Annotated in this window: 12 protein-coding genes; 9 read left to right on the plus strand and 3 right to left on the minus strand. The window is 71.9% G+C overall.

Features of this window, described 5'->3' with window-relative positions; all coding sequences use genetic code 11:
* From treS to ACH4F2_RS23395, 4 genes are all read left to right on the plus strand, one after another.
* A partial coding sequence (gene treS / locus ACH4F2_RS23380) for a maltose alpha-D-glucosyltransferase (protein ID WP_398134665.1) occupies window positions 1-1,363 on the plus strand: 1,363 nt, incomplete at its 5' end.
* Window positions 1,364-1,391: 28 nt separating this feature from the next.
* The gene (locus ACH4F2_RS23385) at window positions 1,392-2,753 is read left to right on the plus strand and encodes a maltokinase (RefSeq protein ID WP_398134666.1); all 1,362 of its coding nucleotides are present in this window, start codon (window positions 1,392-1,394) and stop codon (window positions 2,751-2,753) included.
* Between the two features lie 3 nt (window positions 2,754-2,756).
* The gene (gene glgB, locus ACH4F2_RS23390) at window positions 2,757-4,979 is read left to right on the plus strand and encodes a 1,4-alpha-glucan branching enzyme (RefSeq protein WP_398134667.1); all 2,223 of its coding nucleotides are present in this window, start codon (window positions 2,757-2,759) and stop codon (window positions 4,977-4,979) included.
* Between the two features lie 108 nt (window positions 4,980-5,087).
* Window positions 5,088-6,182, plus strand: a complete 1,095-nt coding sequence (locus ACH4F2_RS23395) for a glutamate--cysteine ligase (protein ID WP_398134668.1) — start codon at window positions 5,088-5,090, stop codon at window positions 6,180-6,182.
* Window positions 6,183-6,254: 72 nt separating this feature from the next.
* Here the strand turns inward: ACH4F2_RS23395 and ACH4F2_RS23400 are convergent, their stop codons facing one another.
* Entirely contained in the window at window positions 6,255-6,488 is a 234-nt protein-coding gene (locus tag ACH4F2_RS23400; RefSeq protein ID WP_398134669.1) for a DUF6480 family protein, read from the minus strand.
* A gap of 164 nt (window positions 6,489-6,652) precedes the next feature.
* Between ACH4F2_RS23400 and ACH4F2_RS23405 the strand changes: the two genes are divergently transcribed.
* Window positions 6,653-8,557, plus strand: a complete 1,905-nt coding sequence (locus ACH4F2_RS23405) for an AMP-dependent synthetase/ligase (protein WP_398134670.1) — start codon at window positions 6,653-6,655, stop codon at window positions 8,555-8,557.
* A 255-nt stretch (window positions 8,558-8,812) separates the two neighbouring features.
* Window positions 8,813-9,247: an ATP-binding protein gene (locus ACH4F2_RS23410; protein WP_279562485.1), complete on the plus strand. Its 435-nt coding sequence runs from the start codon at window positions 8,813-8,815 to the stop codon at window positions 9,245-9,247.
* Window positions 9,248-9,268: 21 nt separating this feature from the next.
* On the opposite strand, the gene ACH4F2_RS23415 is transcribed toward ACH4F2_RS23410, so the two are convergent.
* Both ACH4F2_RS23415 and ACH4F2_RS23420 read right to left on the minus strand, forming a co-directional pair.
* A complete protein-coding gene (locus tag ACH4F2_RS23415) occupies window positions 9,269-9,721 on the minus strand; it encodes an ATP-binding protein (protein ID WP_398134671.1) in 453 nt (150 codons plus the stop codon).
* A gap of 47 nt (window positions 9,722-9,768) precedes the next feature.
* On the minus strand, window positions 9,769-10,134 hold the full coding sequence (locus tag ACH4F2_RS23420; RefSeq protein WP_398134672.1) for a PRC-barrel domain-containing protein: 366 nt from the start codon (window positions 10,132-10,134) through the stop codon (window positions 9,769-9,771).
* Between the two features lie 382 nt (window positions 10,135-10,516).
* Between ACH4F2_RS23420 and ACH4F2_RS23425 the strand changes: the two genes are divergently transcribed.
* The 3 genes from ACH4F2_RS23425 (at window position 10,517) to ACH4F2_RS23435 (ending at window position 17,618) form a co-directional block, all read left to right on the plus strand.
* Window positions 10,517-14,512: a HAMP domain-containing protein gene (locus ACH4F2_RS23425; RefSeq protein WP_398134673.1), complete on the plus strand. Its 3,996-nt coding sequence runs from the start codon at window positions 10,517-10,519 to the stop codon at window positions 14,510-14,512.
* Window positions 14,513-14,609: 97 nt separating this feature from the next.
* Window positions 14,610-17,108 (plus strand): SpoIIE family protein phosphatase, encoded by a 2,499-nt coding sequence (locus ACH4F2_RS23430; RefSeq protein WP_398134674.1) that lies wholly within the window; start codon window positions 14,610-14,612, stop codon window positions 17,106-17,108.
* Window positions 17,109-17,225: 117 nt separating this feature from the next.
* A complete protein-coding gene (locus tag ACH4F2_RS23435; RefSeq protein ID WP_398134675.1) occupies window positions 17,226-17,618 on the plus strand; it encodes an STAS domain-containing protein in 393 nt (130 codons plus the stop codon).
* The last annotated feature ends 90 nt before the right edge of the window (window positions 17,619-17,708 follow it).

Here is a 17,708-nt window from a genome sequence, read left to right on the forward strand (position 1 = left end):
GAACCACACCAGCGACCAGCACCCGTGGTTCCAGGAGTCGCGCAAGGACCCCGACGGCCCCTACGGCGACTACTACGTCTGGGCCGACGACGACACCCGGTACTCCGACGCCCGGATCATCTTCGTGGACACCGAGGCGTCGAACTGGACCTACGACCCGGTCCGCGGGCAGTACTACTGGCACCGCTTCTTCTCCCACCAGCCGGACCTCAACTACGAGAACCCGGCCGTGCAGGAGGAGATGCTCGCCGCGCTGAGGTTCTGGCTGGACCTGGGCGTCGACGGCTACCGCCTCGACGCCGTGCCCTATCTGTACGCCGAAGAGGGCACCAGCTGCGAGAACCTGCCCGCCAGCCACGAGTTCCTCAAGCGGGTCCGCCGTGAGATCGACGCGCAGTACCCGGACACCGTACTGCTGGCGGAGGCCAACCAGTGGCCGGAGGACGTCGTCGACTACTTCGGCGACTACTCCGCGGGCGGCGACGAGTGCCACATGGCGTTCCACTTCCCGGTCATGCCGCGGATCTTCATGGCGGTCAGGAGGGAGTCGCGCTATCCGGTCTCCGAGATCCTCGCCAAGACCCCGGCCATCCCGTCCGGCTGCCAGTGGGGCATCTTCCTGCGCAACCACGACGAGCTGACCCTGGAGATGGTCACCGACGAGGAACGCGACTACATGTACGCGGAGTACGCCAAGGACCCGCGCATGCGCGCCAACATCGGCATCCGCCGCCGACTGGCCCCCCTGCTGGACAACGACCGCGACCAGATCGAGCTGTTCACCGCCCTGCTGCTCGCCCTCCCGGGCTCGCCGATCCTGTACTACGGCGACGAGATCGGCATGGGCGACAACATCTGGCTCGGCGACCGCGACGCCGTGCGCACCCCCATGCAGTGGACCCCGGACCGCAACGCCGGCTTCTCCACCTGCGATCCGGGGCGACTGTTCCTGCCGACCATCATGGACCCGGTCTACGGCTTCCAGGTGACGAACGTCGAGGCGTCCATGGCCTCGCCCTCGTCCCTGCTGCACTGGACCCGCCGCATGATCGAGATCCGCAAGCAGAACCCCGCGTTCGGCCTCGGCACCTACACCGAACTGCCCTCCTCCAACCCCGCGGTACTGGCCTTCCTGCGCGAGTACGAGGACGACCTGGTGCTGTGCGTGAACAACTTCGCGCGGTTCGCCCAGCCCACCGAACTCGACCTGCGCGAGTTCGCCGGACGCCACCCGGTCGAGCTGTTCGGCGGGGTCCGCTTCCCCGCCATCGGCGAACTGCCGTACCTGCTGACCCTCGGGGGCCACGGCTTCTACTGGTTCCGGCTCACCCGAGTCGCATCCCGCATCGGCCGCCGCGTGTGAGCGTGGGCCGAGGAAAGGACGCGTCACCATGCCGAAGACCGCACCCCTGCGCCCCAGACGCAGGCACCTCGCCGAGCCGATGGCGTCGCTCGGCGAGCTGCTGCGTCAGTGGCTGCCGCGCCAGCGCTGGTTCGCCGGCAAGGACCGTCCCGTGGCCGAGCTCGGTCTGCTGTCGATGACCGAGCTCTTCCCGGACTGTCTGCACCTGCTGGTGCACACCGGGCAGGGCCCCGTGCCCTCCCCGGGCGGCGCTCCCCCGGCCGGCGACTGCTACCAACTGCTGCTCGGCGTGCGCGAGCAGCCGTCGCCGCGCCTGGGCCGGGCGCTCATCGGGCAGGTGCAGGACGGCCCGCTGGCCGGCCGGACGGTCTACGACGCGCTGCACGACCCCCGGGCGGCCCAGTTGCTCCTGGAACGGCTCAGGCACCCCGGCAAGGCGGGACCGCTGCGCTTCGAGTCCGACCCCGCGCGTCCGGTACCCGGCGGACTCGTGCCGCGGCTCCTGGACGCCGAGCAGTCCAACTCGTCGCTGATCTACGGTGACGAGTTCATCCTGAAACTCTTCCGGCGCATCCAGCCCGGCGTCAATCCCGACCTCGAGGTGCCTGACGCGCTGGCCCGGCAGGGCTGCGGCCGGGTCCCTGCGCCGGTGGCGTGGATGCGTACGACCCATCCGTACGGGGCGACGCTCGGCGTGCTCCAGCCGTTCCTGCACGACGCCTCCGACGGCTGGACGCTCGCCCTGGACGCGCTGGCCGCCGGGGACGACTTCACCGTGCAGGCCCACGAGCTGGGGCGGGCCATGGCCGACGTGCACCTCGCGCTGGCCTCGGCCTTCCCGGCCGGTGCCCCCGAGGAGAACGGCCGGACGGCGGCGGCCATGACCGAGCGGCTCACCGCCGCCGCGCACTGTGTACCGGCGCTGCAGCCCTTCGTGCCCGGGTTGCGGGCGGCCTTCGCGGCACTGACCACCTGCGACTCGGGACCGCCGGCCCAGCGCATCCACGGCGACATGCATCTGGGCCAGGTGCTGCGGGCCGGCCGGGACTGGTTCGTCATCGACTTCGAGGGCGAGCCGTCCCGCCCGCTGTCCGAACGGCGCCGCGCCCACTCCCCCGTACGGGACATCGCGGGCATGCTGCGCTCCTTCGACTACGCCGCCCGGCAGCGCCGCCCGTGGCGCCCCGAGTGGGCACGCCGCTGCCGGGAGGCGTTCTGCGCGGGCTACGCCGCCCGCGCCGGGTGGGACCCCCGTAAGAAGCACGGCCTGCTGCGCGCCTACGAGACGGACCGCGCCGTGTATGAGGTGCTGTACGAGGCCCGGCACCGCCCCGACTGGCTTCCCGTACCCATGGCGGCGATCGAACGACTCGCCGTGAGAGGAGACTGACCCGTGGCCCTCCGCGACACCTCGCTTCCCGAGCCGTCCGGTCCCGTCCCGCCCACCCCCGGTGCGTGCGGAACCGCTCCGCCCCTCGACCCGACCGACCGGGGGCGCCTGCTGGCGGGCGCCCACCACGATCCGCACGCCCTGCTCGGCGCCCACCCGGTACCCGGCGGCATCGCCTTCCGCGCACTGCGCCCCTTCGCCCGCGAGGTGAGCGTGGTCGTCGGCGGCGAGCGCCACGGCCTCGTGTCGGAGGAGGACGGCCTCTTCTCCGGTGTCCTGCCGCTGGCGGAGATCCCCGCGTACACCCTGGTCGTGACGTACGAGGAGGGCGAGCGTGAGACGCACGACCCGTACCGCTTCCTGCCCGCCCTCGGGGAGCTCGACCTGCACCTGATCGCCGAGGGCCGGCACGAGCAGCTGTGGCGGGCCCTCGGCGCGGAGCCGATGACCCACGAGGGCGTCACCGGCACCCGGTTCACGGTGTGGGCGCCGAACGCCCAGGGGGTGCGGGTCGCCGCCGACTTCACCCACTGGGACGGCACGGCGTTCCCGATGCGCTCGCTGGGTTCGTCCGGGGTCTGGGAGCTGTTCCTGCCGGGCGTCGGCGAGGGCACCCGGTACAAGTTCGAGATCCACTCCCGGTACGGGCACCGGTTCCTCAAGGCCGATCCCATGGCCCGCGCGGCCGAGGAGCCCCCGAACACCGCTTCCGTGGTGACCGCCTCGGCGTACGAGTGGGGCGACGGCGACTGGATGCGGACCCGCGCCGACACACCCGTGCACGAGGCACCGTTCTCGGTGTACGAGGTGCACCTGCCGTCCTGGCGGCCCGGGCTGACCTACCGCGAGCTGGCCGAGGAGCTGCCCGCCTACGTCAAGGACCTGGGCTTCACCCACGTCGAGCTGATGCCGGTCGCCGAACACCCCTACGGCCCGTCCTGGGGCTACCAGGTCACCGGCTTCTACGCGCCGACCGCGCGCCTCGGCTCGCCCGACGACTTCCGGTACCTCGTCGACGCCCTGCACCGGGCGGGCCTCGGAGTGATCATGGACTGGGTGCCGGCGCACTTCCCGAAGGACGACTGGGCACTGGCCCGCTTCGACGGGGACCCGCTGTACGAGCCCGGAGACGACCGGCGTGCGACCCACCCGGACTGGGGGACGTACACCTTCGACTTCGCACGGACCGAGGTGCGCAACTTCCTCGTGGCGAACGCGGTGTACTGGTGCGAGGAGTTCCACATCGACGGGCTGCGCGTCGACGCGGTCGCCTCGATGCTCTACCTGGACTACTCGCGCGACTCGGGCCAGTGGGAGCCCAATCAGTACGGCGGCCGGGAGGACCTGGCGGCCATGGCGTTCCTCCAGGAGATGAACGCGACCGTCTACCGCCGCTGCCCCGGCGTGGTGACCATCGCCGAGGAGTCGACCGCGTGGGGCGGCGTGACCCGGCCCACCGACACCGGCGGGCTCGGCTTCGGCCTGAAGTGGAACATGGGCTGGATGCACGACTCGCTGGAGTACGTCGCGCACGAGCCGGTGCACCGCAAGTACCACCACCACGAGATGACCTTCTCGATGGTGTACGCGTACAGCGAGAACTACTGCCTGCCGATCTCCCACGACGAGGTGGTGCACGGCAAGCAGGCGCTGGTGTCGAAGATGCCCGGCGACTGGTGGCAGCGGCGGGCGAACGTGCGCGCCTACCTCGGTTTCATGTGGGCGCACCCCGGCAAGCAGCTGCTGTTCATGGGGCAGGAGTTCGCCCAGGGCGCCGAGTGGTCGGAGAAGCAGGGACCGGAGTGGTGGCTGCTCGACGAGGGGTACCACTCGGCGGGCGACCACCGCGGCATCCAGGACCTGGTGCGCGAGCTCAACACCCGCTACGGGCGGACCCCGGCCCTGTGGCGGCGCGACACCGACCCGGCCGGCTTCCGGTGGGTCGCGGTGGACGCGGCCGAGGACAACGTCTTCGCGTTCCTGCGGTTCGACACGGACGGCACTCCGCTGCTGGCGGTGTCGAACTTCTCCCCGGTCGTCCGGCACGAGTACGGGCTCGCGGTCGGCGACGACGTCACCGCCTGGCAGGAGGTGCTCAACACCGACGCCGAGGAGTACGGCGGCTCCGGTGTGACCAGCTCCGACCCGGTCAAGCCGGAGGACGGGAGCATCCGGATCACGCTCCCGCCGCTGGCCACGGTGTGGCTGTCGCCGTACCCTCTGTGAGGCGCGGCGGCGCGAGCAGGTGTCCGGCCGCTGTCTCGGGGCAGTCGTTGGTCCTGCGACCGGGACAGTCCCGTCGTCGCGGCCGGGCCCACAGAAAGGCGGCATCACGTGCGCACCGTCGGAGTGGAGGAGGAACTCCTCCTGGTCGACCCCGAGACCGGCGAGCCGCGGGCACTGTCCGCCGCCGTGCTCGCCCGTGCCGCGCAGGACGATGCCGAGCAGGACGTGTTCGAGAAGGAACTGCACGAGCAGATGCTCGAGTTCGCCACGCATCCGCAGGCGGACATGGAGCGCCTGCACGCGGAGATCGTCCGCTGCCGTGAGGAGGCGGGACGGCACGCCGGGGGAATCGGCTGCACCGTCGCCGCACTCGCCACGTCGCCGCTGCCGGTCACTCCCTGCATCGGCATGAACCGCCGGTACGACTGGATGGCCGACCAGTACGGCGTGGTCGTCCACGAGCAGCTCGTCCTCGGCTGTCACGTGCACGTCTCCGTGGAGTCCGACGAAGAGGGCGTGGCGGTGATCGACCGCGTGCGGCCCTGGCTGCCCGTGCTGACCGCGCTGAGCGCGAACTCGCCCTTCTGGCAGGGCAAGGACTCCTCGTACAGCAGCTACCGCAGCCGGGTCTGGCAGCGCTGGCCGTCTGCCGGGCCGACGGAGCTGTTCGGCTCGGCGGAGACCTATCACCGGCGGGTCGCGGACATGCTCGCCACCGGCACGATCCTCGACGAGGGGATGATCTACTTCGACGTCCGGCTGTCCCAGCGGTACCCGACGGTGGAGTTCCGGGTCATGGACGTATGCCTGCACGCGAGCACCGCCGCCCTCATCGCCACGCTGGCCCGCGCCCTGGTCGAGACGGCCGCGCGGGAGTGGCGGGAGGGCCGGGAGCCGGCCGGGCACAGTGTGAGCCTGCTCCGCCTCGCGGCCTGGCGGGCCGCTCGGTCCGGGCTGACGGAGGAACTGCTGCATCCGGCGACGATGCGGCGGATGCCGGCCGAGACGGTCGTACGGGCGCTGCTGGAACACGTCGGGGACGCGCTCGCGGCCGAGGGCGGCGACCTCGACCGGGTACGGGACGGCATCGCCGAGCTGCTGCGCCACGGCAACGGCGCCCGGGTGCAGCGCGAGCTGCTGGAGCGCACCGGCAGCCTGCGGGAGGTCGTCACCGAGTGCGTACGCCGCACGCAGGCGGCCTGAGCCGCCCCGCGGGCGTACGCCGAAGTCGTACGGCCCGGGACGCCCGCGAGGGTTACCGCTCACCGCGGCCCGTCAGAGGATCAGGACCAGCGCGTAGGCCAGGAAACCCGCCGCGATGATCACCACGAGGGCGAGGATCAGGGTCAGCGGTCCCTTGGCCCAGCCCTTGGGGGGATTGTGCGTCTCCCGCGGGCCGGCCTCGGGCAGGCTGCTCTCCGCCGGCGGGGTCTCGCCGGGCGGCACACCGCCTCCCGGTTCCAGTCCGGTGGTGCGTTCGGGGTCCGGGTCGGGGTTCGTATAGCTCATGGCATCCGAGTCCCCCGATCCGGACGGGATCACCGGGTGGGAACACTTCTGCCGTCCCGGCCCCCTGCCGCCTGCGGCTCGGCTACATTCCGAGCACGGCCGATGACGGTGCTCGCCGGTGCTCGTCCGTGGGTCCACCGTCCGCACACGTCAGGAGCCAGCGCATGCGCGACGCTCTCGCGCCCGAGGCAGTCCCGCCCCTGACCGGCGGACTCGCCGACAGCCTCTTCGAGACCGCTGCCCGAAGTCCGACGCTGCCGATGCTCGCCCGGCGCCTCGGCCCGGACCCGGCCGTCTGGCAGGAGGTGACGGCCGTGGAGTTCCGCGACGAGGCGGTCGACCTGGCCAAGGGGCTGATCGCGTGCGGGATCTCGCCGGGCGACCGCGTGGCGATCCTGGCCCGCACCCGGTACGAGTGGACGGTCTTCAGCTACGCACTGTGGGCGGTGGGCGCCGAGGTCGTGCCCATCTATCCGACCTCCTCGCGCGACCAGGTCGAATGGATCCTGCGGGACGCGGGCTGTGTGGCCGTGGTGGTCGAGGACGAGCAGAGTGTGATGACCGTCGGCTCGGTGTGCGCGACGCTGCCGACGCTGCGCCACGTCTGGCAACTGGACGCGGGTGCGGTGGACATGCTCGTGGCGCGCGGCGAGTTCCTCCCGTTCACCGCGGTCGACTCCATGCGCCGCATCGTGCTGCCGGACTCCACGGCGGTCGTCGCCTACACCTCGGGCACGTCCGGCCGTGCCATGGGCTGCGCGCTGAGCCACCGCAGTCTGGCCAGCCCGTGCGACACGCTCATCGCCGGCTGGGGCCACACGGTGGCGCCCCCCGGGGAGCAGGGCGCCGTCCTCGCCTTCCTGCCCTTCTCCCACGTGTACGGGCTGATGATCCAGAGCCTGTGCGTGCGGGGCGGGCTGCTCATGGCGCACGAACCCGCGATGACCGAGGAGGCACTGGCCTCGGCCCTGCGCTCGTTCCGCCCGACGTACCTCTACGCCGTCCCGTCGGTCCTGGAGAAGCTCTACAAGAACTTCCTCCGCACAGCCCAGAAGGCGGGCCGCGGGGCGCTGTTCGAGCGGGCCGCCGGCACGGCGCGGGACTTCGCCGCCGCGCTGGAGCGCCAGCGGCTGGGCCGAGGGCCGGGTCCCGGATTCGACCTCCGCCTCCAGCACGCCCTGTACGAGCGGACCGTGTACCGCCGGCTACGGAGCGCGCTGGGCGGCCGGGTGCGCCGCGCGACGTCCGGTGGTTCGCCGCTCAGCCGCGAGCTGTCCCTCTTCTACGAGGGCATCGGCGTGTACGTCCACGACGGCTACGGGCTCACCGAGACCAGCGGCGGGCTGACGATGCAGCCGCTGGGCCGGGAGAAGTCCGGCACCGTGGGGCAGCCCCTGCCCGGCATGGAGGTCCGGGTGGCCGACGACGGGGAGATCCTGGTGCGCGGGCCGTCGCTGTTCCAGGGGTACGTCGGTGACGACGCCGCCACCCGTCAGGTGCTGCGCGGCGGCTGGCTGGCCACCGGCGACCTCGGGCATCTGGACGACGAGAACTACCTGGCGATCACGGGGCGCAAGAAGGACATCATCATCACCAGCGGCGGCAAGAGCGTGGCCCCGGCCGCCCTGGAGCAGCGGCTGCGCATGCACCCGCTCGTCCACCAGGCGGTGGTCGTGGGCGACAACCGGCCCTGCGTCGGCGCCCTGATCACGCTCGACCCGGACTTCCTGACGCACTGGCGGGCGGGTCTGGCCCTGCAGGGCGACGCCCCGGCCCGGGAGGCGCGCGAGGAGAACGCGCTGCGGGAGGAGGTCGCGCGGGCCGTCGCCGCGGCCAACAGCGCCGTGTCGCGCTCGGAGTCCATCCGGGTCTTCCGCGTCCTGCCCGTTCCCTTCGACGTGGCGGGCGGGCTGCTCACCCCGTCGATGAAACTCCGGCGGGACGAGATCGTACGGACCTATGCCTTCGAGATCGACGCGATGTACGAGGCCCGCTCGCACCGCCGGCCGAAGCCGCTTCCGGCGGAGCCGGCCGGCTGGGAGGACTCGGACAACGTGTTCTTCCGGTGACCGGGTGAGCCTGCGAAGGTGCGCGGGCGCCCGGCGGAGTACCGGCGCGCCCACGCACTCGCCTGTTCGGCGTGCCGGCCGGCCGGAGGCGACGAGCGCCGGGAACGCACTGCGGGTCACGGCCCTGTCGCCCCCGGCCGGCGCGGCTCGGAACGGCATACCGGGGCGCGTAGGCTCGGCCGGCCCGGGAACTAACAAACGCAGGGAAAGCGAAGAAGGGACAACGCCCGGCGGATGCCGGGCCGGGAAGGCGCAATGGCAGCCGAGTCGCGTTGGGACAGGACACTGGCTTCCGAGGAGATCACGAACCGCACCGCCAGCTTCACCGGAGAGCTGCACAATGTGACCGGTGCGCGGCTGGTCGCGGAGGAATTCCTCTACGACCTGGCCCGTGCCTCACCACCCTCGCAGCCCGAGCACTGGGACGACATACTCCTCGTCGTCACGGAGCTGGCGGCGAACGCGGTGCAGTACGCTCCGGGACCGTTCCAGCTGCGGCTGCGCCGTACCTTCGACGGCGTGCACGTGGTGATGCACGACTCCAGTACGACCGAACCCGCGCCCCGCCCCTTCCATCCGAGCAGCGGTGGCGGCGGCATCGGCTGGCACCTCATCCACACCCTGTCCGACCAGGTGAGCGTCGTCACCGGCGAGCGGGGCAAGGACATTCACGTCTTCCTGCCCTGGTGACGGCGACGATGGCCGCCCCGGTCAGGGTGCGCCCGCCTCACGCAGGGGCACCAGCACACTGATCGTCTTGCCGCCACCGGGGTGCCGCTCGACGTCGATCTCACGGGCCAGGCGGGCGACGAGCGGCCAGCCGTAGCCGCTCCCGTGGTGCCTGGTGGGGAACGCGTACGCGGCCCGGGGCACCACCGCGCTGTTGTCGTGGACGGCGATCCACATGCCGTCGCCCATGGGCCGGACCTCGAAGCCGGCCAGTCCGTCGCCGTGCAGGATCGCGTTGGTGACCAGCTCCGAGACCACGAGCAGCAGGTCGATGACGTCCTCCTCCCGCACCCCGCGGCCCGACCCCCATTGGGTGCGCGCCACCGCCTCCGCGTACGCACGGGCCGTCGCCGCGCCGGTCACGGTGTTCGGTGCCGGTACGCCGGACGACGCGACGCCGGACGAGGCCGTGGTGATCTGGTCGGTCGGTTCCATGTCAGTGGTGTCCCTGGTGTTCGCCGAAACGGTCGTTCGCGGCCGGGTCAGTCCGCGGAGGTCTCCTGCGGCGGCAGCCGGTGGTAGTAGTCGCCGACGGACGCCAGGTACTCGCGGTCCATCGTCTCGCTGTCGGTCCGGAACCGGGGCGCGGCCTTGACCTCCGCCCTGGTGCAGGCCACCGTGACCGTACGGGCCTCGCGGTCGACGCCCCTGACCATGCCGACGGGCACGAGCACGCTCCGGCCGAAGACCCAGACGCCGGTGTCGACGACCAGGTGCCGCATGCCGAAGTGTTCGGCCTGCCGGTCCACGTGACCGATGGTGCCGTCGCTCGCGACGACGGTACAGCCCGTCAGGTCCTGTCCCCGCACGTGACCGCTGCCCTCCGCGTACGACCAGATGCTCTCCATCGGCACGCTGTCCTTTCCCTCCCGCGTCGGTGACGACTGTGGGGCCGGGCGGACGCCACGGGCCGGACCGGCTCCACTGAGCGGATACCCGGCGCGGGCCGCCGCATTCGGACGCCCTGGGCCGATCGGCGGCGAAATCCGGCCGGGTACCCGCCGGCCGCTTCCGTACGCACGGCGTGACCCGTACGGGGCCGTTTTCCACCGGGTGGGGCCCCGCTTTGTCCGCACCCGGGACCTGGGTTAGCCTCTGACGTATTTTTCTCATCGGGCAGATCCGTGAACTGCGGAAAAGCACGCACAACAGGCCGGACCACCCAACCGGTCCGGAGGGGTTCCGAGTCCTCGCGTCCGAGGGCTCCTGGGGAGCGGAACGAGGGTGCGCATGACGAGCGACAGCACCGGGGCCGGCGACGCGGTTCCGGGCGACCAGGAGTTGCGCCGCCTCCTGGCGGGCCTGACGGCCGTGCGGGACGGCGACTTCGGCACGCGTCTGCCGGACGAGGCGGACGGTCTGATGGGCGACATCGCCAAGGTCTTCAACGGCATGGTGGACCAGTTGTCCGTGTTCACCTCCGAGGTCACCCGGGTGGCCCGCGAGGTCGGCACCGAGGGGACCCTCGGCGGCCAGGCGAGGGTGCCGGGTGTCTCGGGCACCTGGGCCGACCTGACGGACTCGGTCAACGCCATGGCGGGGAACCTGACCACCCAGGTCCGCGACATCGCCCAGGTCGCCACGGCGGTGGCCAAGGGGGACCTTTCCCAGAAGATCGACGTGGACGCCCGCGGCGAGATCCTCGAACTCAAGAACACCATCAACACGATGGTCGACCAGCTCTCCGCCTTCGCCGACGAGGTCACCCGCGTCGCCCGCGAGGTCGGCACCGACGGACGGCTCGGCGGCCAGGCCGACGTGCAGGGCGTCAAGGGGACGTGGCGCGACCTCACCGACTCGGTGAACTTCATGGCGGGCAACCTGACCAACCAGGTCCGCAACGTCGCCCAGGTGGCGACCGCCGTGGCCAAGGGCGACCTCTCCCAGAAGATCACCGTGGACGCCCGCGGCGAGATCCTCGAACTCAAGAACACCATCAACACGATGGTCGACCAGCTCTCCGCCTTCGCCGACGAGGTCACCCGCGTCGCCCGCGAGGTCGGCACCGAGGGCAACCTGGGTGGGCGCGCCCAGGTGCGCGGTGTGTCGGGTACCTGGAAGGACCTGACCGACAACGTCAACTCGATGGCCAACAACCTCACCGGCCAGGTCCGCTCCATCACGCAGGTCGCCACCGCCGTGGCGCGCGGCGACCTGTCGCAGCGGATCACGGTCGAGGCCAAGGGCGAGGTCGCGGCGCTGGCCGACGTCATCAACACGATGGTCGACACGCTGTCGGCGTTCGCCGACGAGGTCACCCGCGTCGCCCGCGAGGTCGGCACCGAGGGCCGGCTCGGCGGCCAGGCGCACGTGCCGAACGTCGCCGGGACCTGGAAGGACCTCACCGACAACGTCAACTCGATGGCCAACAACCTCACCGGCCAGGTGCGCAACATCGCGCTGGTGACGACCGCGGTGGCCCGGGGCGACCTGTCGAAGAAGATCGACGTCGACGCGCGCGGCGAGATCCTGGAGCTCAAGACGACGATCAACACGATGGTCGACCAGCTCTCCGCCTTCGCCGACGAGGTCACCCGCGTCGCCCGCGAGGTCGGCACCGAGGGCCGGCTCGGCGGCCAGGCCGAGGTGGAGGGCGTCTCCGGCACGTGGAAGCGCCTCACGGAGAACGTCAACGAGCTGGCCGGCAACCTCACCCGCCAGGTCCGCGCGATCGCCGGGGTCACCTCCGCCGTCGCCGAGGGCGACCTGACCCGCTCCATCAACGTGGAGGCGTCCGGCGAGGTCGCCGAGCTCAAGGACAACATCAACTCCATGGTGGAGTCCCTGCGCGAGACGACGCGGGCCAACCAGGAGCAGGACTGGCTCAAGACCAACCTCGCCCGCATCTCCGGCCTGATGCAGGGGCACCGGGACCTGCCGGTGGTCGCCGAACTGATCATGGACGAGCTGGTGCCGCTGGTGTCGGCCCAGTACGGCGCGTTCTACCTGGCCGAGGACGGCGACGACGGGCCCGAGCTGCGGCTCGTCGGCTCCTACGGTTACCCCGAGGACGCGAGCAGGCCCACCCGGGTCGCCTTCGGCCGCACCCTGGTCGGCCAGGCCGCGCGCAGCCGGCGCACCATCGTGGTGGACGAACTGCCGCCCGGCTACGTGACCATCTCCTCGGGGCTCGGCGAGGTGGCGCCGGCCGCTCTGGTGCTGGTGCCCATCGTGGTCGAGGGACAGGTGCTCGGCGTGATCGAACTGGCATCGGTCACCCCGTTCACGCAGGTCCACCGGGACTTCCTGGACATGCTGATGGAGACCATCGGCGTCAACGTCAACACGATCGTGGCCAACGCCCGTACCGACGAGCTCCTCGCCGAGTCGCAGCGCCTGACCGCCGAACTCCAGGCCCGCTCGGCGGAGCTCCAGGTGCAGCAGGAGGAGCTGCAGCGCTCCAACGCCGAGCTGGGCGACAAGGCGTCCCTGCTGGCGACCCAGAACCGGGACATCGAGGCGAAGAACCTGCAGATCGAGCAGGCGCGGCAGGAGCTGGAGGCCCGCGCCCAGCAGCTGTCGCTGGCCTCGAAGTACAAGTCCGAGTTCCTGGCCAACATGAGCCACGAACTGCGCACCCCGCTCAACAGCCTGCTCATCCTCGCCCAGCTGCTCGCCCAGAACCCGTCGCGCAACCTCACCCCGAAGCAGGTCGAGTACGCGGGCATCATCCACTCCGCGGGCTCGGACCTGCTCCAGCTGATCAACGACATCCTGGACCTGTCGAAGGTCGAGGCCGGGAAGATGGACGTCGCCCCCGAGCGCGTGACGCTTCGGCAGCTCATCGAGTACGTCGAGGCGACCTTCCGGCCCATGACGACGCAGAAGGGCCTGGAGTTCACGGTGACGACGGCCCCCGGGGCGCCGGCGGACCTGCTGACCGACGATTCCCGGCTGCGTCAGGTGCTGCGCAACCTGCTGTCCAACGCGGTGAAGTTCACCGAGCGGGGTCAGGTGGAACTGGCCGTCGAACCGGCGCCGGACGACGAGGTGCCCAGGGGTGTGGTCCGGGGCGGTGCCGTGGTGGCCTTCCGGGTGAAGGACACGGGCATCGGCATCCCCGAGCAGAACCTGGAATCGGTCTTCGGCGCCTTCCAGCAGGCGGACGGCACGACGAGCCGCAAGTACGGCGGCACCGGACTCGGTCTGTCCATCACCCGGGAGATCGCCCAGCTGCTCGGCGGCGCCGTCACCGTGGACAGCACGCCCGACCGGGGCAGCACGTTCACGCTGTTCCTGCCCGTGGCCCGGCCCGACTTCGAGGAGCTGCTCGACCGATCCACGGAGCAGGTCCCGGCCGAGTCGCGCGCCGACCTGCTCACCCGTTCGGTGCCGGCGCTCGAGGCCGCGGGCGGCCATCGGCAGCGCCCGCGCCGGCTGCTCGTCGTGGAGGAACGTCCGCGCGGTCTGCTGACCCTCGTCGCGGAGAGCGTGATCGCCGATCTGACCCACGGCCGGGACGACGCGGGCGACCGGCCCCCGCTCGACGTCATCACGGCCGTGGGGGCGCAGGAGGCCGCCGGTGCGCTCGCGGCCGAGCCGTGCCACTGCGTCGTGCTGGAGCTGGGCATGCCGGACGCCGAGGCGTCCCGGTTCCTGCGGGCCCTGCGGGGCGACTCGGCGCTGACGAGCGTCCCGGTGCTCGTGCACAGCGGTCACCGGACCGACGCGGCGCTGGAGGAGAACCTGCGCCTGTCCGCTCAGGGCGGAGCGCTGGAGTTCCTGTCCAGCCTCGACGAGCTGCGGGAGCGCATCGCCCTGCACCTGGCCGCCGAGGAGCCCGGGGACGTGCTCTCCCTGGTCCGGCCCGAGGAGACGCAGGATCTGACCCCGGACGCCGTGATCGACTCGCCGGCCGGGCGCACCGTCCTCGTCGTCGACGACGACGCACGCAACCTCTTCGCGCTCAGCGGGATCCTCGAGCTGCACGGTTTCCGGGTCCTGCACGCGGAGAACGGGCGCCGGGGCATCGAGACGCTGGTGGACCACCCGGAGATCGCGCTGGTCCTGATGGACGTGATGATGCCGGAGATGGACGGCTACACGGCGACGGCCGAGATCCGCCGGATCCCCCGGTACGCCGAGCTGCCGATCATCGCGGTCACGGCGAAGGCGATGCCCGGCGACCGGGAGAAGAGCCTCGCCTCGGGCGCCAGCGACTACGTCACCAAGCCCGTCGACACCCAGGACCTCATCGCCTGCGTCCGACGGTGGCTGCCCGCATGAGCGCACCGGCCACCGTCCCGTACACCGGTCGGCCGGGCGGTGCGCGGCGCGTCCCGTCGCGCTCCGTGACGGTCTCCAGCCGAGGAGCGTCCCCGTCGTGAGTGAATCCGAGCAGCCGCGCGAAGCGGCCGGCGGTGCGCCGCGGAACACGTCCGCCACGCCGCCCGTGGTGACCGGGCCACCGCAGTCCTGCGGGGGCGACGGTCCGGGCACCGGTCTGCGCGCAATGACCCCGATGTCGCCGGTGGGCAGGCTCGCGGCCACGGTGGACCGGCTCAGCCGCGAGGTGCGGGCCGCCCAGGCGGAGGCCGAGGGCCGGGCGCTGATCGAACTCGCCAAGGGCATCCTGGTCGCGCGGCTCGGCTGCGGTCCGGCGCAGGCCGCCCGGCAGCTCGCCGAGCTGGCCGAGCAGTCCCAGGTGACTCCCCTGGCGTTCGCGGTCGACGTCATCAACCAGGCCGCCCGGGACCGGATGTCGGAGGTGACGGACGCCTTCCTGACGGCCACCGCCGCCACGCAGGCCGCGTCCGCCGAAGAGGACGAGGACGGCACGCAGGCGGTGGCAGAGTCGGCCGCCGTGCGCCTGCGGGCGGCCGAGAGCGGAGCGCTGGCCGCGGACGACACCCAGGCCGTCGCCGAAGCCCTGCTGGAGCAGGCGCTGCGCCCGCTCGGCGCGGTCGCCGTGGCCATCTGGGCGGCCGGGTACGACGGGTCGCTCACGCTGGCCGGCAGCGCGGGGTTCTCGGCGGCCGAGGCCACCCGCTGGCGTTACGTGCCGCCGGACGTGGCGACGGTGGCCCGCAGCGCGCTGACCGAACGCACGGACCAGTGGATCACCTCCCCTGCCGGGACCGGGCTGCCCAGCGTGGGCCGGCACCAGTACCCGGACGGCGGCCGGGTCGCCGTGCCCGCCGGAACCGGGGGGCGCGTCCACGGCGTGCTGGAGATCGCCTGGCCGGTGCCGCTGGCTCCGCAGCCGCCCCAGGTGGTCCGCCAGGTGGAGGCCCTGGCGGAGCTGTGCGCGCACACTCTGGAGTCGTACACACCGTCACACGGTGCCGGGCAGGAGCCGCGGGTCATGCCGGACGCGGTGGAGCTGATGGACCTGGCCGACGGACTGTACGACCCCGCCCTGGTCCTGGTGCCGCATCTGGACGCCGCCGGGCACCTGGCGGACTTCCGCATCCAGCACGTGAACAAGAGCTTCCTGGATCCCGCCGGGCGGCCGCGTGCCGTCGTGGGCGGCGCGCTGCTGCTGGAGGCCTATCCGATGGCCGCCGGGGACAGCGAGCTGTTCCGGTACGTGGAGCGGGTGTACGCCACGGGAGAGCCGTTCCGGGCCCGGCGCATGAACCTGACCGCCCTGGTGGACCAGGTACCGCTGTCCGCTCTCGCGGACATCAGCGTCAGCCGGCACGGCGGCGCCGTCCTGCTCATCTGGCGAATCGAGGACGAGACGGCCCGGCTGGCCAGCCTGCTCCAGCACGCCCAGCGCCTCGGCCGCATCGGCGGCTTCGAGGAGAACCTGCTGACCGGCGAGATCACCTGGAACGGACAGCTGTTCGACCTGTACGGGCGTCCGCAGACGAGTACGCCGGTGCCGCTCGAGGAGCTGGCCGCCCACGCCCACCCGGACGACGCCGTCGCCATCGGCCGGTTCCTGCGCACGCTGCTGCACCACCGGCGGCCGGCGTCGGCGGCGTTCCGGCTGCAGCGGCCCGACGGGGTGACCCGGCACGTCCGGGTGGTGGCCGAACCGGTCCTGGACACCGACGACCGCCTGCTCGTCGTACGGGGGGCCTACCAGGACATCTCGGCGCAGCACTGGACCGAGGTGGCGCTCGCGGCGACCCGCGACCAGCTGGCGCACACCGAGCAGCAGGCCATCGAACGCAACCGGCTGACCCTGCAGTTGCAGCACGCCATCATGCCGCCCGCCCAGACCCCGCTCAGGGTGCCGGACCTGCAGGTGGCCGTCCGGTACCGGCCCGCCGAGACGGAACAGCTGGTGGGCGGCGACTGGTACGACGCCGTGATGCTGCCGAGCGGGCGGGTGCTGCTGTGCGTGGGGGACGTGGCCGGGCACGGCATAGAGGCCGCGACCAGCATGGTGGTCCTGCGCAACGCGCTGCGCGGTCTGGCGGTGACCGGTGCCGGGCCGGGCCAGCTGCTGTCGTGGCTCAACATCGTGGCGCACCATCTGACGGGCGGGGTCACGGCCACGGCGGTGTGCGGCCTGTACGACCCGGCCCGGCGCACGCTGCGCTGGGCCAGGGCGGGTCATCTGCCGCCGGTGCTGGTCCGGGGCCCTCGGGCCGAGCCGCTGCCGCTGCTGCGGGGCATGCTGCTGGGGGCGGTGGCCGAGGCGGCGTACGAGGAGGACGAGGTGCAACTGGCCGGCGACGACACGCTGCTGATGTACACCGACGGGCTGATCGAGCGCCGCGACCGCTCGGTGGAGGAGTCGCTGGCCCAGTTGCTGAGCACCGTCCGTCCGACGCCGAACACCCTGGACCAGCACCTGGACCGGCTGCTCACCTACAGCAGGTCGGACACGGACGACGACACGTGCCTCGTGGGTATCCGCGTCGGGTGACGGGCGGTGCGGGACCCGGCCCCGGGCCGGACAGGTGTGGGAGACGGATTCGGGGGTAACCGCCGGGCGCGGTGGTGCACGACGCACCACCGCCCGGTCGCATTGTTGGAGGTACCCGTGCCCATAGCCCAGAACCCGCTGTCCGTCGAGGTGACGCTGCCCCGGGAGGAGGTCGCGCTGCTCAGGGTGGAGGGCTACCTGGACGTCGACACCGCGACCGAGTTCCAGCACCATCTGGCCAACCAACTCCATCACGGCCGACGGCACTTCCTGCTGGACCTGTCGGAGGTCCCGTTCATGGACTCCTCCGGCATGAACATCATTCTGCGGGTCTACCAGGAGGCCCGGGAGCTGCCGGGCAGCGTGCACATCATCTCGCCGACCCCGGCCGTCCGGCGCGTCCTGGATCTGACGGGGGTGAGCATCACCGTGCCGGTCTCCGAGAGCGTCGACGAGGCGCTCTCCCGCGTCGACGCGCAGCCCGCGGGACCACAGGTCCCGGACGCCTGAGACCCCGTCCTCCCCGGCGCTCATCCGGACCGTTCACGCGGGAGCAGGTGTCGTACGAGGTCGGCGGGTGGTTACAGTTGTCGCCCGGCA

This window comes from Streptomyces sp. NPDC017890, assembly GCF_044328675.1.
Lineage (GTDB): Bacteria > Actinomycetota > Actinomycetes > Streptomycetales > Streptomycetaceae > Streptomyces.

Bases quoted from the DNA above. Each gene is read 5' to 3' on its own strand.
- ACH4F2_RS23385 (WP_398134666.1), top strand. From the start codon at position 1,392: ATGCCGAAGACCGCACCCCTGCGCCCCAGACGCAGGCACCTCGCCGAG.
- ACH4F2_RS23400 (WP_398134669.1), bottom strand. From the start codon at position 6,488: ATGAGCTATACGAACCCCGACCCGGACCCCGAACGCACCACCGGACTG.
- ACH4F2_RS23405 (WP_398134670.1), top strand. From the start codon at position 6,653: ATGCGCGACGCTCTCGCGCCCGAGGCAGTCCCGCCCCTGACCGGCGGA.
- ACH4F2_RS23410 (WP_279562485.1), top strand. From the start codon at position 8,813: ATGGCAGCCGAGTCGCGTTGGGACAGGACACTGGCTTCCGAGGAGATC.
- ACH4F2_RS23415 (WP_398134671.1), bottom strand. From the start codon at position 9,721: ATGGAACCGACCGACCAGATCACCACGGCCTCGTCCGGCGTCGCGTCG.
- ACH4F2_RS23420 (WP_398134672.1), bottom strand. From the start codon at position 10,134: ATGGAGAGCATCTGGTCGTACGCGGAGGGCAGCGGTCACGTGCGGGGA.
- ACH4F2_RS23425 (WP_398134673.1), top strand. From the start codon at position 10,517: ATGACGAGCGACAGCACCGGGGCCGGCGACGCGGTTCCGGGCGACCAG.